Raw genomic sequence first — 18224 nt, 5'->3', positions numbered from 1 at the left:
TTTAGGAGAGAAATCATGGTACAAACAACGGCAGCGGTTATCTGTGGTGAGAAAGACGTTCAACTAAGAACCTTTGATTTGCCAAGCATTTCAGCCGATGAACTTCTGGTTAAAAACATTTCAAACAGCATTTGCCTGTCCACTTACAAAGCAGCATTGTTAGGTAGCAAACACAAACGCGTCCCTGAGAACATTGATGAAGTGCCAGTAATGACGGGTCATGAATACGCAGGTGTGATTGTTGAAGTCGGTGAGAACCTAAAAGACCAATACAAAGCAGGCGATTACTTTGTTCTACAACCAGCAATGGGTTTGCCTACTGGTTACTCTGCGGGTTACAGCTACGAAACCTTTGGTGGCAACGCAACGTATTCCATCATTCCTAAAATTGCTATCGACTTAGGATGTGTGCTGCCTTACCACGGTGACTACTTTGCAGATGCGTCTCTGGCTGAGCCAATGTCATGCATCATCGGTGCTTACCATGCGAGTTACCACACGACGCAGTACGTGTATGAGCACGATATGGGTATTAAAGAGGGCGGAGCATTAGCGCTACTCGCATGTGCTGGTCCAATGGGCATTGGTGCGATTGACTACGCAATTAACGGACCTGTGAAGCCAAAACTGATTGTGGTAACAGACATCGACGCCGCACGTTTAGACCGAGCAGAGTGCTTAATTCCGGTTGAGAAAGCAAAAGAGCAAGGCGTTGAGCTGCATTACGTGAATACAGCCCAAGTTGATGATCCTGTCACTTATTTGAAAGCGCTTAACGACGGCAAAGGCTACGATGACGTGATGGTATACGCAGCAGTATCGCAAGTATTAGAGCAAGCCGACGAGCTGTTGGGTAACGACGGCTGCTTGAACTTCTTCGCAGGACCTACCGATAAGAAATTTAAAGTACCGTTTAACTTCTACAATGTGCATTACGAGTCAACGCATATTGTGGGCACGTCTGGTGGCTCAACTGGCGACATGGTGGAGTCTATCGACTTGTCTTCACAAGGTAAGATCAATCCATCGTTCATGATCACACACGTTGGTGGTCTGCAAGCTGCGCCACATACGATTTTGAATCAGTTGGATATTCCGGGTGGTAAAAAGTTGATTTACCCGCATATTGACCTGCCGTTGACCGCGATTGATGACTTTTTATCGTTGGCAGACCAAGACCCGTTCTTCGTCGAATTAGACGCAATTTTGAACGCAAACAACTATGTGTGGAATGCTCATGCAGAAAAAGCGTTACTTGAGTTTTATGACGTGAGCTTAACGGTTTAGTTGCAACGAATTTGTGTGGTAGCCTCTGTGCTGCCACATAATGGAGAGGTCATAAGACGTTGTCACGTGAAGATGAATTACTGGAGAAGCTGGACGAGTGCGAAAATGCCACTGCGTTTCTTCAGGTTTCTAACAAAATAATTAACCTCAAGTTAAAAGCACTGCTTCCGAAAGTGTTCGTTCAAGACGACCTCGTGAAGGAGTATGCTGTGGATCCTTTATTGAAAGAAGATGGTCCGTTAGCAACAACCGATGTGGTGTCTAAGTTGATGTTTGCAATGGGCAAGATCTCACTGGAAACTTACGCTGACATTGGGTTGTACGATCAGGTGTTGGAGTTTGTGGTCACTCAGCCGGAAAAGGTCGAGTTTGCCGATGACATGATTTACGACTTCATCAAAAACCAATCAGTACTCTCTTCCCAGCAAGACAGCTTTTATCTTGAGTCGATCAATCAGCTTAAGTTCTCTTCGTTTGAGTCCTTTTCGCAAATGAGATACGAAGCGCTCATCAAAACAGTATTAAAGCTGTCGTGCGAAATGTTGATAGAAAGAATCGAAGGGGAGATAAATCAATAAGGGTTCACCATGAAAGTGAATTTAAACGTCAGTGGTTTTGAGACCGAAGCTACCTTTCCTGAAGCCGACGTAAAGCGAATCCATCAACCTCTTATCGAAAAGTTTACCCGCCTTTATCACGAGAAGCAGGAGCGTATTGTTGTGTTCTTGTGCGCCCCTCCGGGTAGTGGAAAGTCTACGCTAGCAGCCTTTTGGGAATATTTATCAGAACAAGATGAAAACCAAGAGCCACTTCAGGTTCTGCCTTTTGATGGTTTTCACTACCCGAATGAAATCCTCGACAGCAACACCATTGAGCGTAATGGTGAACGTGTTCCACTGCGCAGCATTAAAGGCTCTTACGAGACGTTCAATCTCACGGAGCTTATCGACAAGCTGAAACAACTGAAAGTGAAAGACAGTAAGTGGCCTTACTACGACCGCAACTTACATGACCCAGTTGATGATGCCATTCAAGTTAATCGCAACATTGTCGTTGTTGAAGGTAACTGGCTGCTGCTTGATGAACCAGTATGGAAAGAACTGCATCGTTTGGCAGATTTTACGGTGTTTATTGATACCCAAGCGGAGTTTCTACAAGATCGTTTGGTCAATCGTAAAATCCGCGGCGGTACAGACCCAGAAGCGGCATTGGAGTTCTATTTACGTTCTGATGCGGTCAACGTTGATAAAGTTCTGAATCATTCGGTTCCTGCTGACTTATCTTTGTTCCTTAATCAAAACGGCTCGTTCGAAATTCGATAGTTCGTCCACAATCTCAGGAGGTTACCATGGATATCGTGATTGATAGCCACACCCATACTATTGCCAGTGGACACGCTTATAGCACAATTTTAGAGAATGCGTTGGCTGCCAAGAATAAGGGGCTAAAACTTCTTTGTACCACCGATCATGCTCCTGAGATGCCAGGCGCCCCTCACTACTGGCATTTCAATAATCAAAGAATTTTGCCCCGCTTTTTACATGAGGTTGGTATTCTTCGTGGCGTCGAAGCCAACACGCTGAATGTGAAGGGGAAGATCGATTTACCGCCTTCTTCTGATCAACATCTTGATTGGGTGATAGCGAGCTTTCATGAACCCGTGTTTAAGCCTGCATCGGAAGTTGAGCATACCGCCGCTCTGATTAATGCAATCAAAAGTGGCAGAGTGGATGTTCTCGGTCACTTAGGTAACCCGAATTACCCATTCGATATGGAGCAGGTTCTGCGTTGTGCAAAAGAGCACAATGTCGCGGTAGAAGTAAACAATACGTCTTTGACAGGTAAAAGCCGTAAGGGCAGTGATAGTCGCTGTGACCGTATTGTGGAGCTAGGTAAAGAAATTGGCGTTTACTTCACCACAGGATCGGATGCTCACTTCAGTGAAGAGATTTCCAAGTTAGAGTTGGCCATTGCTTTGCTGGAAAAACATGGTGTTGAAGAAGAGAAAATACTCACTACATCAACGAGCCGGTTCTTGAACTTCTTACTGCTGAGGGGCAAGGCGAAAATTCCAGAGTTCGAAGCGCTGTATTGAGAAGCGACTGATCCAAATGGTTATCGGCTAAGAGACATAAACCCGCAGCGTGCGGGTTTTGTTTGTTTAGGATGAAACAAAAAGCACTACAACGGTGGCTCTACCACAACAAATTTGCGCTCGGCTCTGAGTGGTGCAAACCAAGTATTTTTATATTTGAAATAACTTTGCCCGTTAACGACGACAGTTTCTTTAGTGTGAGGCAGCGAGTCTACGATTTCACCAAGTTTATAGGGGCTTGGCTCAGGCTTTGGCGCTGGTGGTATTGGACTCACTCTTGCTGTGTTTGAGCTTAATGATGGCGAAACGATCTGCCTTGAAGGCGGAGCATCATTGGTCGTCGATGACGTTATCACACGGTCATCGCGCAATATGGTGTAGTTACCACTTGGTGGATAACGAACGTACACATAGCGGACACCATCACGACGGTAATAGGAATCTTGAACAATGGCATAAGTAATACCAGCGAAGACAGCAAAGGTCGCAATGTCTACTAAATCACTGTGATAATAATAGTAACGTCCACGATAAGGTGGATACCAATACCCCGGTCTTACATAGATAAACGACGAATGATAACGGGGTGGTCTCACGACATAATGAGGTCGATGATAGTAGGGTGGTCGGTAGTAAGGCGGACGGTAATGGTGCGGTGGCTTAATGGGACGGTAAGGGCGGTTTACTGGGCGTAAATCGTGTTTGTTACCCGGTTGAGTTATCGGTTTTACTGCTGGTTTCACCTGTGACTGTGCTGAAAGGCTTGTTGACCCAACCAAGCAGAGTAGGGTGGTGGCGATTACCCAGATGCTTCTCATAGTACATTCCCCCATAATTTGGAGTATCGAAGCGCTAATCTTTAAGTTTAGCTCACCATAACTGTGTTTGATTCATGCGTCTAGAGCACTACTTTTGGGATGCCTTAGTTTTTTGCTCTAGCACTAAGAAGATAAGCTTGGTCAGCATAGACTGTGCTTCTGGGGGAAGTAATCTTGCCGCAGACGCAACGTCTTCTGCAGAAATGTTATCAACACCTCTTGCATCCAATGCGATGTCTAAATCGGTCAGGTTTAATGCACGCAAAATTGAACGGTATTGTGAGAGTTTTAAATCAGATTCGCCTCGCTCTATTCGCTGATACGTCTTTTCACTCATTCCGGCAATTTTTGCCATTTGTTCGCGTGACACGCCTTTCATTTTGCGTCGCCTAATCAGAACTTCAATCAACGGGTCTACTTGCATCGCTCCTCCTTAGTGGACAGTTTTGTCCTGAAGCACGCAATAACCGGACCAGTTTAACCACCCCATATTTACCCGAATGGATATAGTGATAAGAATGACGTTCCACAAAAAAATAACGTGAATTCAGTCAGTTTCAGAAAATGGAAAAATATCAGTTTTATAAATCAATTTCTGGCGAAGTTAATATTCGCAAAATGCAACGCATTTTAGATCAACTTCTTGATGAAATTCGCAATCGTAGCCGGGATACAAGATTAGATGTTACTTGGCTAACGCGAGAATCCCAAAAGCGATTGATGAACTATAAAGAGCTGTTTTTACATCGCAGTGATATTGAACAACAGGAGTTGGTTCAATCATATGAACACTTGAGTTTGATGGAACGTTCGGTTGCTGATTTGGGGATTGCTGTGCTGACATACATTATTGATGCGCTAGACAAGGAGATGTAATGCGTTGAAGGTTTGGTTCGTTTAACAAAATACGGGCGAGCGAAATCCCACAAAGGCGTTTGTGTGAAATAAAAGCACTTGGAATAATTAACGAAAGGATACAAATGCTGGGGAACCAAACCCAGCATTCGGAACACTCATTTACCTATATTTTCGAACCGTAAATCAGTGTTTAGAGGTATGTGAACCGAAACATGTCGGTACGGAGCGAATAATAACGATATTGCTGAATCTAGGCTATGTTCCGGGTTTCTAACACCTTCCAACAAAGTGTACATTTTCATGTACACCTCAAAAATTGAGTGCCATCGCTCACTTTCTATTCTTTATAACGACAAAAGGCTAAATAAACGGCGGTTTTACAACATATCTGTTGCATCAACTGATAGTTGTTAAAATATATGGCTATAAGATGGAGCTTTTGCTTTTCAATCGTCCTATTTATGCCTTACAATCCTTTCGAACCAAATCCATTCAGCAGAGAATGGGATTGACGAAAAAGGATGCGCTGATTTTGCTTCGAACCCAAAGTGAGACGTTCCGTTAATCGAACTCTGCCCGGAAATGATTCCCTACCCCCTTTATATGCTCAGACAGGATAGATCCGTCTTGAGTCTAAGCTTTTTGCATCCTGAATTCCGGTTTCGCGCTGAGTTCTGGGGCTGTAAGGTAGGGCGTTTCCGTAGATCGTACTTCGAACCAAAGTACGATAAGTCACAATAAAACGGATTAAATTTAGAGGTATTAACCGTGAACCTAAAACTTGTCGGCAGCTCCCTGATCGTAGCAGGTACTGCTCTTGGCGCTGGTATGCTTGCCATACCAATGGTGCTTGCTCAATTTGGCCTTCTTTGGGGCACTCTCCTTATGCTGTTCATTTGGGCAGGTACAACTTACGCTGCACTTCTTCTATTAGAAGCAAGCTGCAAAGTAGGTGGTGGTGTCAGCATGAATGCAATCGCTCGCGAAACCCTTGGTAAAGGTGGTCAGCTTGTTACTAATGGTCTTTTGTATGCACTACTTGTTTGCCTGCTAATGGCTTACATTATTGGTGCGGGTGACTTGGTACAAAAAGTCACCACGTCAATGGGACTACCACTTTCTACGATTTCTAGCCAAGTTGGCTTTACTGTGCTGGTTGGTCTTATCGTATCTGCGGGTACTGGTGTGGTGGATAAGCTAAACCGTGGCTTGTTCATCGGTATGATTGTCGCGCTCATTCTAACGCTATTCTCTCTTGCGCCAAATGTGTCGTTTGAAGGTCTAAGTGAAGTGGTAAACGCAGACAAAATGGCATTGATTAAACAGAGCTCAGTTCTATTCACCAGCTTCGGCTTTATGGTGGTGATTCCTTCTTTGGTGACCTACAACAAAGAAGCAAGTAAGAATCAACTGCGCAACATGATCATTGTTGGCTCTACGATTCCTCTTGTGTGCTACCTACTTTGGTTGTTTGCAGTCGTGGGTAACCTACCTCCACACGAGCTTATTCAATTCTCTAACGTATCTGAGTTGATCTCTGTGCTTGGTCAACAATACTCGGGTCTAGAATTCATTCTATCGATGTTCACTGGTCTGGCGCTTCTAACGTCTTTCTTGGGTGTGGCAATGGCGTTGTATGACCAAAATGCGGACCTTCTTAAAGCTAGCAAGCCTGTGGTATTTGTGACAACGTTCATCCTACCGCTGCTTGGTGCCGTGTTTGCTCCAGAACACTTTCTCGCAATCCTAAGCTACGCAGGTATTATCCTCGTGTTCTTAGCAGTTTTTGTCCCACTATCAATGACGATGAAAGTACGTCGTGTGCCTGTGGATGATGACAATGTGTACGAAGCAGGTGGCGGTGCGATGGGCATGAGCGTGATCTTCCTATTTGGTTGTTTCCTGTTGTTTGCACAAGCGGTGTAGTATCCACTGATTGATTGACGCTTAAGCGACTCAAATTTTAAAAAGCCGTTTGCCTCGTGGGGTAAACGGCTTTTTTATACCTTTTGGCGAGTGATACATCTGTAGCTCTTATCGGATTGGCCTTGGCTTGATAAATCGTGATGATATTTGACCATGGGATGAAATTGTCTCGCTAGCGCCTGACAAGAGCGATTGCCTCTCTTTTTATCATAACGCCCAAGTTATTAAGAAAAGGGGAATTGAGTGTCGAAGCGACTTTCTCTTACCATGATTGGAATGATGCTTTCGTTAGGAGTGTTCAGCGCTGATGTTTCCGCGCATCCAAAGCATCATCATAATAAACACGGTCATCATCACCATAAACATAAACACAAGCATAAAAAGGTCGTCGTGGTGAAGCACAAACGACCAAAACATTATTATTATCACTACAAGCGTATTCCACCGCGCAGTACGTATATCCAGATCGGGAACTTTACCTACCTGAAGGTGGATGAGCACTATTACAAGCGTTCAAAAGATCGTTATGTTCATGTGGTGTTGTAATCGATAAAAAAACAGCGAGCACTGTGCTCGCTGTTTTGCATTTGTAAGTAAGAGAAGTGTTACACCGTAAAGCGGTTAAGGATTTCGTCTTGTTTACGAACGTCTTCATTCTGCGCTTGCATTGCATCGTTGGTGCGGTTTGCAGAGTCAGCAACTTGAGTCGATAGATCTTTGATGTTGACCGTGTTGTTGTTGATCTCTTCTGCTACCAAGCTTTGCTCTTCAGCTGCCGAAGCAATCTGCAAGTTCATGTCCGAGATACGTTGAATTGCATCGCGGATGCGTTGTAGAGCGTCATTTGCGTGTCCTGCTTTTTCTACCGCTTCTACTGCGCTGCCTTTGCTTTGGTGCATTGCGCTTGCAACAGAAGATGCGCCTGATTGCAATTGCTCAATCATGCTGCGAATTTCGGTCGTAGACTCTTGAGTACGTTGTGCAAGAGTACGTACTTCATCGGCTACCACTGCGAAGCCACGACCAGATTCACCTGCACGCGCCGCTTCGATTGCCGCATTCAGTGCAAGTAGGTTCGTTTGGTCTGCAATATCGTTGATAACTTTAAGAATAGTCTCAATGTTAGCTGTCGCAGACTCTAAACCTTGAACTTCTTCAACCGCTTGATCGATGCTGTCAGAAAGTAGGTTAATCGTTTCTGTCGACTCATTTACGATAGAGGAGCCTTGCATGGTCGCTTCATCCGCTTCTTTCGCTGCACTTGCTGCGCCTTGCGCGTTGTTAGCTACTTCGGTTGCCGTTACTGACATTTCGTGCATAGCTGTTGCAAGTTGTTCTAGCTCTTGAAGTTGAGTCTGAATCGCAGACGCAGAGTCACGTGCACCTTCAGCAGTAATTTGCGTTCCGCTGAGGATCTGATCAGAGATACTCTTCGATTCGATGATCTGGTGCTGCAAGTTCTCCATAAAGGTATTGAAACCTTTTGCTAGTTCAGAGAATTCTTGATCGGTATTGGTGTCCAAACGCTGCGTTAAATCGCCTTTGCCTGATGCGACGGCTTGGATTGCTGTGTTTAGCTCATCAAGAGGGCGCATCAAGGTACGGATAAGGATAGTCAGTGCGATGATAGAGGCAATCACGGCAATCAATGAGTAGATGATTGCACTATTACGCAGCTTACCTACTGCAGAATACGCAATGCTTTCGTCGACAAGCGCGCCTACATACCAATTTTCACCCGCAATGTGCGACAGGCTCGCCATGTATTTGTTGCCGTTAATCTCAATGTGTTGAGCGCCAGGTTTGATCTCGACTTGTGGCAAGTAGCTCGATAGCTTCTCACCATTGTATTTCGCTTCTGGGTGAGCAATCGTCGTGCCGTCTGCAGTAACGAGGAAGAGGTAGCCGGCATCAAATAGATTGACTTGGTTTACCAAGTCAGAAAGGGTGGTCAGCTCCATATCGTAGAACATCGCTGCTAGGAATCGACCGGCTTCGCGAACTGGCGTACCGATAGAAATAATGACCTTCTTAGAAGAGACATCAACATAAGGGTCAGTGACGATAAGTTTGCCCTGTGCTTTTGCAGAGACAAACCAAGGGCGAACACGAGGATCATAGTCGGCACCAGCTTCCCAGCCGTCATCGTTTTCGATTAAGGAACCATCGTGGTCGTATGCGTACCCGATTGCCAAGAAGCTTGATTTTGGCATTGGCTTTTCTAGTACATCTTTTACGTAATCGTGATCGCTTGGATTAATTTCCAAGATCTCGGTCATCGATTGAGCAAGATCTTTCTTCGCGTTCATTTCGGACTCTACAGTGTTCCCCACACTGGAGAGAATTTCGTTCACACTCGTATCAATGTTTTCTTCGATCTGCGAACGGATAGTCATAACCTGTTGTGTCGACAGCAATGCCACAGTAACAAGCAGTAAAATAGAAGAGGCAGTTACAACCTTATGTCTGAATTTCATACTTTTCCCTCTCGAGTCTCCCGGCTGGTTTACTCTGCTTTCACCTCTTCTTCCCTGGGTGATTTTGGCAGATGTGAACACAGAATTGTGTTTGTTATTTTGTTTATCGACAGATTTATCAGAAACCTGAAGGCTATTTACGGCTTTTATTGTCGAAACGGGATAAAAAGCCTAGATGAATTTAAAAGTTGTGACTTTGATCTGAATTGTTGGACTTCGTCATTAAACTGTTAAAAACATAAGAATGGTATCACTGAGCCTTATAGAAACAAGTCTTATCTTGGGTGTCTAACTAATTTAAATAGATGAATTTGAAATGATATTTATAAGTTATGTATCAAAAATGAGACGTAAAGAAAGCGAGGGAAGAACCAAAGAATATGGTAAATCTGAGCTAAGAAAACAAACTGATGTTACAAATACAAAAAAGGCCCCGACAGAGCGGAGCCTTTATTAATTGCATCAAATTTAGAAAATAAGATGAGCTACACCTGCAATGACTGGTAGCGTAATCAGCGTGCGTAGAATGAAGATTACGAACAGTTCTACGATGTTCACTGGAATCTTACTACCTAGAAGCAGAGCGCCCACTTCTGACATGTAGATAAGCTGAGTTACTGACATTGCTGCAATTACAAAGCGAGTCATTTCGTTATCGATAGATGCCGCTAGGATTGCTGGGATAAACATATCTGCAAAACCAACAACGATAGTTTGAGACGCTGCTGCTGCCTCAGGGATTTGTAGCAACTCTAGGTAAGGGATAAATGGTTGACCTAGGATCTCAAATACAGACGTGTATTCTGCAATGATTAATGCCACGGTACCAAGACCCATAACCACAGGAAGTACGCCAAACACCATGTCGATTGCGTTATGTACGCCTTCTTTAAATACCGACTGTACAGAAGTCACTTGACCAGCGCGTTTTAGCGCAAGATCCATACCCCAAGAAAAAGTCGTGTGACCAGCAGGTACTGCGTCCGCATCTTTTTTCGGTTCACTGCCATCCATGTAACGGTCTTTCTTTAGGCTCAATGGTGGTAGGCGAGGGATGATAATTGCTGCAATAACGCCAGCTAGACAGATTGCGCCGTAGAAAGGCAGGAATAGGTGCTCTAGTTGAACCTGAGCAAGGACAACCAAACTAAAGGTAATCGATACTGCTGAGAAAGTCGTACCTACAACCGCAGCTTCACGTTGAGTGTAGAAGTTGTTTTCGTATTGTTTACTGGTTAGTAGGATACCCACACTACCATCACCCAACCAAGAAGCCATACAGTCGATCGCGCTACGACCTGGCAAGTTGAAGACTGGGCGCATTACTTTACTTAGTAGGGCACCGAACAGTTCTAATAGACCAAAGTTAAGTAATAAAGGTAGCAATAGACCTGCAAAAATAAATACCGCGAATAGCGTTGGCAGCAGACCAGTAAGAACAAGACCGCCTGTGTTTTCTTCCCAAATTGCTTTTGGACCCACTTGGAAGAACGTCATCAGCACCGCTGCACCACCAATTAGGCGAACCAACAACCAAAGTGGAGACGGATTAAATAGACCGTTCAAGAAACCGTTACGTAGGATTGCTGCTGGCTTGAAAATTTTGCAAAGAACAGAAGCTAGCGCCATGAAAGCAACAATAGCGGTTACGATAGCAATTAAAGTATCGCCAAGAACTGCAGGAATGACTTTTGCCATTACCGCGACAGGGATTGTCAGACCACCATCGTAAGAGATTGGTGCCATGAAAAGTAGAAGACCGATTAGGGATGGGATGAAGAACATCCAAAAGTTGCCCTTAGGCGCTTCAGCAGCATTAGTGTTGTTATGCATTGTTTGTCTCGTGTTACTACTAGTCAATACTCGCCATATTCCATGACATAAATATTCACTAAACATCCGTATTTAATCACAGTGTGCGGAGATTACCCGCAAACTGCATCCATTGCAATACTATTCATTAAATACATCTAGTTATTCAGCCGTTTTTTCGGCTAAAAGTACTAAACCTAGAATCTTGTATATGAATTTGTTGCTCGTGTTAGAAAATTGTAGCACGTAAGCTGCTCAGTGCAGAGTGTTAAGGGGTACAGTGTGACTAGAGCAATAAAAAGCCTAGCAAATGTGATTGGGATCTCAAGCCAATGACAGCGTTTTCTGCCAGTAGATAGGGTTTATAGGCTAACCGAGTGACAAGAGAGATAAGACGGTTTAAGTCGAATGCTTAAACCGTCATTAAAAACTAGACGGTTTGGTTGCGGCTCTGCAAGTAGAGGTAACTCCAGTATGCAATGGCAATTATAAAAGCTAACAGAGCCGGGAAGGCTAATGCGTACAGCTCGTAAACGTTAAATAAACCTGCACCAGCTGTACCGCCTAATAAGAAGCCAAGGAAGATAAAGATAAACAGCTTGGCTTTACGTCGGTCAAACTGACGTCCTCGCAAGCTCTCTCCAATCATAATACCGAGGTCAGTAATAATACCGGTCATGTGAGTGGTTCGGACGACAGCTCCGCTGAATGTTGTGATCATCGCATTTTGTAAGCCGCAAGCGGCAGAGGCAAGGTATTGACCATAAACATTACCCTGTACCAGAAAGCCCAAGCTGAGCAACAGCAGGCTACCCTCTATGCAAAGAGCTACACCATAGCGACGACCAAGCTTGAGCGCGCTGCTTTCGATAAAGAATCCACTAAATGCAGAGCCAATCAAAAAGCTAAATACAATAAGGAGCAGGTGAATGGTTGTATCCACACCTGTTAGCAAGCTGTTCCCTAGCTGAGTTACGGTTCCGGAAAGATGCGTTATCGCTTGATGTTGAAAGCCGAGAAGACCCACGGCATTGACGCAACCTGCGAGAAGAGCAAGCAGAAAAGCGCCATATTCCACCCAACGAGGAAGTCTGGAAATCACAATAAAGCCTCACCAAATGTTAGGAGCAGATTATAGCGCTCGTGGCGCGGAACGAAAGTACTTACGCGATTACTTGGTTGATCATTCTCAATAAAGTCTCAACTATTGTTGAGCAAACTCAAATGTTGAGAGAGTTCAAATTCTGCATAACAAATATTTATCTAACGTGTTCCATGGTGCAATCAAAGCTGACCCATCCCTGTTTTCTTTGCTCATAAATGGAAATAGTGGGTTGTGGAAACTCTTTATTGTTAAACAATCCCATTGGGATCACCACGTAGTCTGGGACGTCTGAAAGCAGTAAGCGCATTGTTGTACCGCATGCCGGGCAAAATTCGTAATGCACTTGATTTCCTGAATCGGCGATACGAGTATAACTGGTGGTATCGCCATCTAATATTACTTGGTCTTTGTGAAACCGAGCTTGAACACCAAACACACTCCCCGTGCACTTTTGACATTCGAAACAGTGGCAAATAGAAGTGCGAATGGGCTCCGCCGTGCAACGCAGTTGGACTAAGCCACAGGCACACTCGCATGTGTGGGTGATTTTTGTCATCGTTATTACCTATTGGTTGCCCACCAAACAGTTTAGTTTAATTTTGAAACACTTGAGTCAAAATGAACGGATAGGCAGAGCGGTCTTCGCTCTATAAATGGTATATACTCCGAACATAATTCAGAGAACAAGAACACAAGGAAGTCTTCATGACTCGTAAGAGAATCCTACCTATTCCCCTCATTCTCCTGATCCCAATCGTACTGTTAGCTGTGGTTATTATTGCGGGCATTTACCGGTTTAGCCTTTCTGATGATGAGATCATGGCAAAGTTTCCTCAAGCGCAGGCACAATCTAATTCAATCGTAGCGGAAGTGCTGGGTATTCAGTCACGAAATCCGTGGACTGTTCAAGTTCCAGAGCAGGGTGCGGTGACTTTTCTTGATGAGTGGGATAAAGAGCATGGTTTTTTAAAAGGTCAGTATGATGCTGGTGCAACAAAAGGCGAGGTACTGGTACCTACCGAGTTTATTGCGCAGCGTAACGTAAGTGAGACCCCTTGGATTGTGGCTCCTGTGATCGTGACAACACAAGGTTCTGGGGTGTTTTACTACATCGGTTTATTTAAGTTTGATGCTGTACCAAGCCGTGTTGTATTGCTTAACAGCGTTTTCATTGGTGATCGAATCAAGATGTCTTCATTGAAATGGAACAGCGATACACAAATTTCGCTTTCATATCTTCAACATGGAGAAGATCAAGCGATGGCAGAACAACCAAATCAATTGATTACAACCACTCTTAAACGTGTAGGTAATAACTTACATATGCAACAGTAATGAATTTTTTTGTCTTCTGTAAAAAATAAGTGTTTTCTGCGCTAGATCTCGTAATTTCATAGTGATTTCTTATGCGGGAATGCATAAGCTATGAGCCTTGTTATAAAGGAGATAGTAATTCCCGTGTCTACAAATGAAATTACAACAAGACGGTTGCCGAATCTGACAAGTCGTAAAGCGCTACTGTTGTACTCCTTGCCAGTATTAGTTGCGATTGGTGTTTCTAACTCTCTCAAAGAGTCTTCCCTTACTAAAACCATCGCCCTTAACTTGCCTGAATCGCGAGTTGTAGAAAATATTCTTGAGGCAACAACAGCAGAAGTTGTCTCTCCCCCAAATTTTGAATACCAAATCCAAGCAGGTGACAACCTGAGCTCCATTTTTAGCCAACTGGGCTTTGGCTACAGTTCGTTGATGAAAGTGATGGAGACGGATTTGAACTTCCTTGCTCTTGATACTTTAAAACCCGGCAACACATTGCGTTTTTGGCGTGATGAGTCGACGGGTGAATTGGAAAAGATGGAGCTTCAATTTTCTATCGCCGACAAAGTCGTTTATCGTCGTAATGCTGATGGCAGCTACGATTTCTCGGACATCTCAATCCCAGGTGTTTGGCATCAAGAACCTTTAGTTGGCGTGATTCATGGTAGTTTCTCGTCATCAGCAAATCGTTTGGGCTTGAGCTCAGCGGAAATCAGCCAAGTGGTGAACCTACTAAAAGAGCAGGTTAACTTCGGTAAAGACTTACGCGCAGGTGACCGATTCGAAGTGGTTCGTCGTTCTCAAAGTATTGATGGCGTACCGACTGGCAAGAACGAAATCGAAGCAATTAAGATCTACAACCGTGGTCGTGAAGTGACTGCTTATCTTCATACCGACGGTCAATTCTATAATGCGAAAGGTGAGAGCCTACAGCGTGCCTTCCAACGTTACCCTGTTAGTCGAGGCTGGCGTATCAGCTCAGGCTTTAACCCGAAACGTCTTCATCCTGTAACGGGTCGAGTTGCACCTCATAACGGTACTGACTGGGCTGTGCCTATCGGTACACCAGTAGAAGCAACGGGGGATGGCACGGTTATCATGACACGTAAACACCCATATGCGGGTAACTACGTAGTGATTGAGCACGGCAGTAAGTACAAGACGCGCTATCTGCACCTAAGTAAGATCCTAGTGAAGAAAGGTCAGAAAGTTTCTCGTGGTCAACGTATTGGCTTATCGGGTAAAACGGGACGTGTAACAGGTCCGCACCTTCACTACGAATTGATCGAATACGGTCGTCCTGTTAATGCAATGCGAGCGAAGATCCCGATGGCAAGCTCTGTGCCTAAAAAGGAAATGGCGAGCTTTATTGCTACTCGAGACGAGATGGACAAACTGCTTAAAGACAAAGAACAAGCCGTTTTATAAATCACAAAAAAGACCAAACATTGTTTGGTCTTTTTTTAAGCGCTTTTCATCTGCTTTTCGTTGATGATGCCAATTAGCTCGTCAACATTGTGTGGTCTCGAATAAAAATAACCTTGAATATGGTGGCAACCCATTTCAATGAGCTTTTGCAAGGCTCTGTCATCCTCAACCCCCTCAGCAATAAGATCAACCTCAAGCAACTGAGCCAGTTGAGCGATCAACAAAACGACTTGTTCTGACGTCGTATTTGAGAGCATGTTGCGTACAAATGTCGCGTCGATTTTGATGCTATCGATAGGGTAGTTGTGAATGTAGTTTAAGCTTGAGTAGCCTGTGCCGAAATCATCTAATGCGACCTTAAAGCCTAGATAGCGTAACGAATTCAATACCATCTGTTCTCGACCACTTTGTGACAGCAAGACTGTCTCTGTAAGCTCGATAACAAAGTCTGTAGCTTGGTGATGGTATTTTTCTAGAATCCGAGTAAGGAAGTTCATGTAGCGATTAGAATCAATAAGTTCATGAGCTGAACAGTTAATTGAAAGCTTGACGGTGTAACCCAGTTGTCGTTCTAAGTTTTGTTTTGCGCGGCAGGCGAGTTCCACGATGCGCTCGCCTAGCTCAATGATTAACCCTGATTGTTCGGCGGCTTCAATAAATTCCACTGGCGAGACGTTGCCATAAACGCTGCTGTTCCAACGCGCGAGGATTTCAAAGTAGTCCCAACGGTCACTGGTGATGTCAACAATTGGCTGGACTACGACATAAAGCTCTTCATTTTCATCAATGCTTAAACGAAGCTGCTCACGCAGTGCTTCAATCAGTTGTGTCTGGCGATGGTAAAGTGCACTTAAGTGGGTGTCGTAATGTTGAATACGGGTATCTCGGCGTTTTTTACAGTCTTTTAGTGCAAGGCTCGCATTCAGTATTAAGTCATCACTATTCAGCATATGCACAGGCGCTCTCGCGATCCCGATACTGACAGTGAAAGAAATACGATTGGATTTGTCTGAATAGCCTGCTTCGATTTTATCGAGGATTTCTTGGCAGACGCTAACAGGATCTTCGTCATAGGTAATAAAAGCAAACTCGTCACCTGCGACTCGAAACGCATTGTTGGGCGAGGTTAAGCTTTGTTGAATCGCATTTGCAGTGAACTTAATGATTTGGTCACCGATGTAGTTACCGTTGATGTCATTGATGGATTTAAAGTTGTCGATATCTAGATACGCAAGACTAAAAGGGCGAGTTGCCTGCTGAGTTAAGGTCTCCAACGTATCAGCTAAACAACTGCGATTGAGCAGCCCTGTTAGATTGTCATGAGAGACTTCGTAACTGAGTTGGTTGAGAAGTTTGTCTGAGCGTTCACTGATCCACTTTTCTCGCAAACTATGGATGATGATGTTTGCATAAAAACGGTGATGGAAGATGATTTCTTCGGCTTCAGCTTCACTGATGGAGTGAGTAAATGTTGACACTAAGATGCCTAACACTTCACCTGTATGTGTTTTTAAAGGAAGTCCGATATACGCTTGAATGCCAGCGTCTTGAAACATTTGGTCTTCAGGAAATAGCTTGTAAACTTCATCTTGATAGAAGATGAGTTCGCCAATGTCTTGTGCGACTTGCTCACAAGGAGTGCCTTCTAATCCGTAACACATGCTGTCTGCGATGGTTCCGCCACTAGAGTTGGAAAGTGTCACCGCACAATGTTGTAGGTGTGCTATCTCAACTACGCAAGTACAGTAGCTTTGAAATTGCTGATGGAGCTCAAGCGTTACTCTGTCGAGTAGTGCGCTACCATTGAGCTTTAGAATTTCATCAAGTAACTGGATACTTTTTTGTTCATGATCCATTGAACATTTCACCCGACGTTGTGTTTACCCATATCGTGTTTGTGTTGGCTTTATTACACGATCTTTTCTCATTTAATCGATATGCATCACGTTAACTATTGTTTACTTCAGGTGATTTTTCAAACTCAAGATACGTTTTATTGGTGATTTTCAACCATAGGGTGAGGTGCTAGGGGAGCTAACTCTCATCAAAGTGGTAGTCGCTTTGGAGAAGGCTAGTTACTCTCTAGTACTTGAAGCACCAGAGAGTCAAAAGTTTAGGCACGTTTCTCTTCTTCTAAGCGCGTTTTTAGATAGTCGAGAAACAGTTGAGTTCGGGTGTGTTGATAGTCCAGCTTTGGGTAGTAGGCATATACAGTCGCTTCATCAGCGGTCACTTCCGGAAGAATGGGTACTAAAGCGCCGGATTTTAGGTCTTCTTTGATCATCACGTTATTAGACAGCAAGATTCCCATGCCTCGTTTAGCACCATGGAAGAGGGCTTCTGGGTTCGTCGTGGCGAAATTTCCCGATAGGCTGACACGTTTTCCACGATTGGTCTTGATTTCTCGTACTGGTTTCTCACCCCAGATTAAAACGTTATGCTGCGACAATTCTTCGATTGTTTTTGGTGTACCGTGTTTCTCTAGATAACTCGGCGCAGCATAAAACTGAGCTTTGTGCTCGAACAATGGGCTGGCTTTAAAGCTGAGGGAATTGAGTTGCTCCAACTCACGGCTGATAAACAAATCTAGGCTAAGTTCTGGTATCTGACCTGGTAGCGTGGTGATCAACTGAAGTTTAATATCAGGGTATTTTTCAAGAAAATCATCAAGATAATGTACTAAAAATTTAGAGCCTACCGCCAAAGTCGCACCAATTTTAAGTAGTCCTGCTGGTGATTGGTTAACAGAGCGGGTTTCATCTAAAACGGATTGCCAAGAGTCGAGTTGGACTTTGGCTCGTTCATAAAACAAAGCGCCTGCTTCAGTTTGGCTGATCGAGCGAGTGGTTCGCTTTAATAATTGAACACCAATCTTATCCTCTAACCATTGGATACGTTTACTGATGGCGGAGCTGGTGGTGTTGAGTTTTCTCGCTGCTGCGTTAAAGCTACCTTCCTCGACTACGCGAATATAGCTATTAACGCTCTGAATCCAATCCATCTTATTCCATCCTCAGGGGAAATAATCCCTTTCCATTTTGGTTTATTATCATCTTTGAGTATCAAATATACACTGTCTGTCGTGAAACTGTCATGATGTA

17 protein-coding genes are annotated in these 18224 nt (G+C 44.1%); 9 read left to right on the top strand and 8 right to left on the bottom strand.

Annotated features, from left to right (window positions below):
* Nucleotides 1-15 precede the first annotated feature (15 nt).
* The 4 genes from OH463_RS15915 to OH463_RS15900 are packed head-to-tail and all read left to right on the top strand — an operon-like array spanning nt 16 to nt 3382.
* On the top strand, nt 16-1287 hold the full coding sequence (locus OH463_RS15915; RefSeq protein ID WP_269991569.1) for a zinc-binding dehydrogenase: 1272 nt from the start codon (nt 16-18) through the stop codon (nt 1285-1287).
* A gap of 59 nt (nt 1288-1346) precedes the next feature.
* Complete coding sequence (locus OH463_RS15910; RefSeq protein ID WP_009696391.1) at nt 1347-1865, top strand: MltR family transcriptional regulator; 519 nt, start codon at nt 1347-1349, stop codon at nt 1863-1865.
* A gap of 9 nt (nt 1866-1874) precedes the next feature.
* Complete coding sequence (locus OH463_RS15905) at nt 1875-2609, top strand: nucleoside/nucleotide kinase family protein (RefSeq protein ID WP_005452446.1); 735 nt, start codon at nt 1875-1877, stop codon at nt 2607-2609.
* 26 nt (nt 2610-2635) lie between these two features.
* Complete coding sequence (locus OH463_RS15900; protein ID WP_269991568.1) at nt 2636-3382, top strand: phosphatase; 747 nt, start codon at nt 2636-2638, stop codon at nt 3380-3382.
* A gap of 86 nt (nt 3383-3468) precedes the next feature.
* Here the strand turns inward: OH463_RS15900 and OH463_RS15895 are convergent, their stop codons facing one another.
* Complete coding sequence (locus OH463_RS15895; protein ID WP_269991567.1) at nt 3469-4200, bottom strand: hypothetical protein; 732 nt, start codon at nt 4198-4200, stop codon at nt 3469-3471.
* Nucleotides 4201-4288: 88 nt separating this feature from the next.
* Nucleotides 4289-4624 (bottom strand): helix-turn-helix domain-containing protein, encoded by a 336-nt coding sequence (locus tag OH463_RS15890; protein WP_009696387.1) that lies wholly within the window; start codon nt 4622-4624, stop codon nt 4289-4291.
* 140 nt (nt 4625-4764) lie between these two features.
* Between OH463_RS15890 and OH463_RS15885 the strand changes: the two genes are divergently transcribed.
* The 3 genes from OH463_RS15885 to OH463_RS15875 all read left to right on the top strand — a co-directional run bounded on the left by OH463_RS15885 (nt 4765) and on the right by OH463_RS15875 (nt 7530).
* Nucleotides 4765-5076, top strand: coding sequence for a hypothetical protein (locus OH463_RS15885; RefSeq protein WP_005452442.1), 312 nt, complete (start codon nt 4765-4767; stop codon nt 5074-5076).
* Nucleotides 5077-5826: 750 nt separating this feature from the next.
* Nucleotides 5827-6984 (top strand): amino acid permease, encoded by a 1158-nt coding sequence (locus OH463_RS15880; protein ID WP_005452440.1) that lies wholly within the window; start codon nt 5827-5829, stop codon nt 6982-6984.
* A 243-nt stretch (nt 6985-7227) separates the two neighbouring features.
* Nucleotides 7228-7530 (top strand): hypothetical protein, encoded by a 303-nt coding sequence (locus OH463_RS15875; RefSeq protein ID WP_079325282.1) that lies wholly within the window; start codon nt 7228-7230, stop codon nt 7528-7530.
* Nucleotides 7531-7589: 59 nt separating this feature from the next.
* Here OH463_RS15875 and OH463_RS15870 read toward each other — a convergent pair whose 3' ends face one another.
* From OH463_RS15870 to OH463_RS15855, 4 genes are all read right to left on the bottom strand, one after another.
* Complete coding sequence (locus OH463_RS15870; RefSeq protein WP_009696385.1) at nt 7590-9461, bottom strand: methyl-accepting chemotaxis protein; 1872 nt, start codon at nt 9459-9461, stop codon at nt 7590-7592.
* A gap of 468 nt (nt 9462-9929) precedes the next feature.
* Entirely contained in the window at nt 9930-11294 is a 1365-nt protein-coding gene (locus OH463_RS15865; protein WP_005452434.1) for a YjiH family protein, read from the bottom strand.
* 409 nt (nt 11295-11703) lie between these two features.
* Nucleotides 11704-12375, bottom strand: a complete 672-nt coding sequence (locus OH463_RS15860; RefSeq protein WP_005452432.1) for a YoaK family protein — start codon at nt 12373-12375, stop codon at nt 11704-11706.
* Nucleotides 12376-12532: 157 nt separating this feature from the next.
* A complete protein-coding gene (locus OH463_RS15855) occupies nt 12533-12934 on the bottom strand; it encodes a GFA family protein (RefSeq protein ID WP_269991566.1) in 402 nt (133 codons plus the stop codon).
* A 149-nt stretch (nt 12935-13083) separates the two neighbouring features.
* On the opposite strand from OH463_RS15855, the gene OH463_RS15850 reads away from it, so the two are divergent.
* Together OH463_RS15850 and OH463_RS15845 are read left to right on the top strand one after the other, a co-directional pair.
* A complete protein-coding gene (locus tag OH463_RS15850) occupies nt 13084-13713 on the top strand; it encodes a hypothetical protein (RefSeq protein ID WP_269991565.1) in 630 nt (209 codons plus the stop codon).
* 123 nt (nt 13714-13836) lie between these two features.
* Nucleotides 13837-15123 carry a peptidoglycan DD-metalloendopeptidase family protein gene (locus OH463_RS15845; RefSeq protein WP_005452428.1) on the top strand — a complete coding sequence of 429 codons (1287 nt, stop codon included), beginning with the start codon at nt 13837-13839 and terminating at the stop codon, nt 15121-15123.
* A 35-nt stretch (nt 15124-15158) separates the two neighbouring features.
* Here OH463_RS15845 and OH463_RS15840 read toward each other — a convergent pair whose 3' ends face one another.
* Nucleotides 15159-16979: a putative bifunctional diguanylate cyclase/phosphodiesterase gene (locus tag OH463_RS15840; protein ID WP_005452427.1), complete on the bottom strand. Its 1821-nt coding sequence runs from the start codon at nt 16977-16979 to the stop codon at nt 15159-15161.
* A gap of 257 nt (nt 16980-17236) precedes the next feature.
* Complete coding sequence (locus tag OH463_RS15835) at nt 17237-18124, bottom strand: LysR family transcriptional regulator (RefSeq protein WP_017190772.1); 888 nt, start codon at nt 18122-18124, stop codon at nt 17237-17239.
* Between the last annotated feature and the right edge of the window lie 100 nt (nt 18125-18224).

Origin of the sequence: Vibrio sp. NFR, from assembly GCF_027587095.1 — a bacterium.
GTDB lineage: Bacteria > Pseudomonadota > Gammaproteobacteria > Enterobacterales > Vibrionaceae > Vibrio > Vibrio harveyi.
The sequence above is the reverse complement of the archived record's forward strand: the minus strand, read 5'-3'. Positions and strand labels throughout refer to the sequence as shown.

Coding starts and splice junctions, on each gene's coding strand:
- OH463_RS15915 (WP_269991569.1), top strand. CDS start 16: ATGGTACAAACAACGGCAGCGGTTATCTGTGGTGAGAAAGACGTTCAA.
- OH463_RS15905 (WP_005452446.1), top strand. CDS start 1,875: ATGAAAGTGAATTTAAACGTCAGTGGTTTTGAGACCGAAGCTACCTTT.
- OH463_RS15900 (WP_269991568.1), top strand. CDS start 2,636: ATGGATATCGTGATTGATAGCCACACCCATACTATTGCCAGTGGACAC.
- OH463_RS15895 (WP_269991567.1), bottom strand. CDS start 4,200: ATGAGAAGCATCTGGGTAATCGCCACCACCCTACTCTGCTTGGTTGGG.
- OH463_RS15890 (WP_009696387.1), bottom strand. CDS start 4,624: ATGCAAGTAGACCCGTTGATTGAAGTTCTGATTAGGCGACGCAAAATG.
- OH463_RS15885 (WP_005452442.1), top strand. CDS start 4,765: ATGGAAAAATATCAGTTTTATAAATCAATTTCTGGCGAAGTTAATATT.
- OH463_RS15870 (WP_009696385.1), bottom strand. CDS start 9,461: ATGAAATTCAGACATAAGGTTGTAACTGCCTCTTCTATTTTACTGCTT.
- OH463_RS15865 (WP_005452434.1), bottom strand. CDS start 11,294: ATGCATAACAACACTAATGCTGCTGAAGCGCCTAAGGGCAACTTTTGG.
- OH463_RS15855 (WP_269991566.1), bottom strand. CDS start 12,934: ATGACAAAAATCACCCACACATGCGAGTGTGCCTGTGGCTTAGTCCAA.
- OH463_RS15850 (WP_269991565.1), top strand. CDS start 13,084: ATGACTCGTAAGAGAATCCTACCTATTCCCCTCATTCTCCTGATCCCA.
- OH463_RS15840 (WP_005452427.1), bottom strand. CDS start 16,979: ATGGATCATGAACAAAAAAGTATCCAGTTACTTGATGAAATTCTAAAG.
- OH463_RS15835 (WP_017190772.1), bottom strand. CDS start 18,124: ATGGATTGGATTCAGAGCGTTAATAGCTATATTCGCGTAGTCGAGGAA.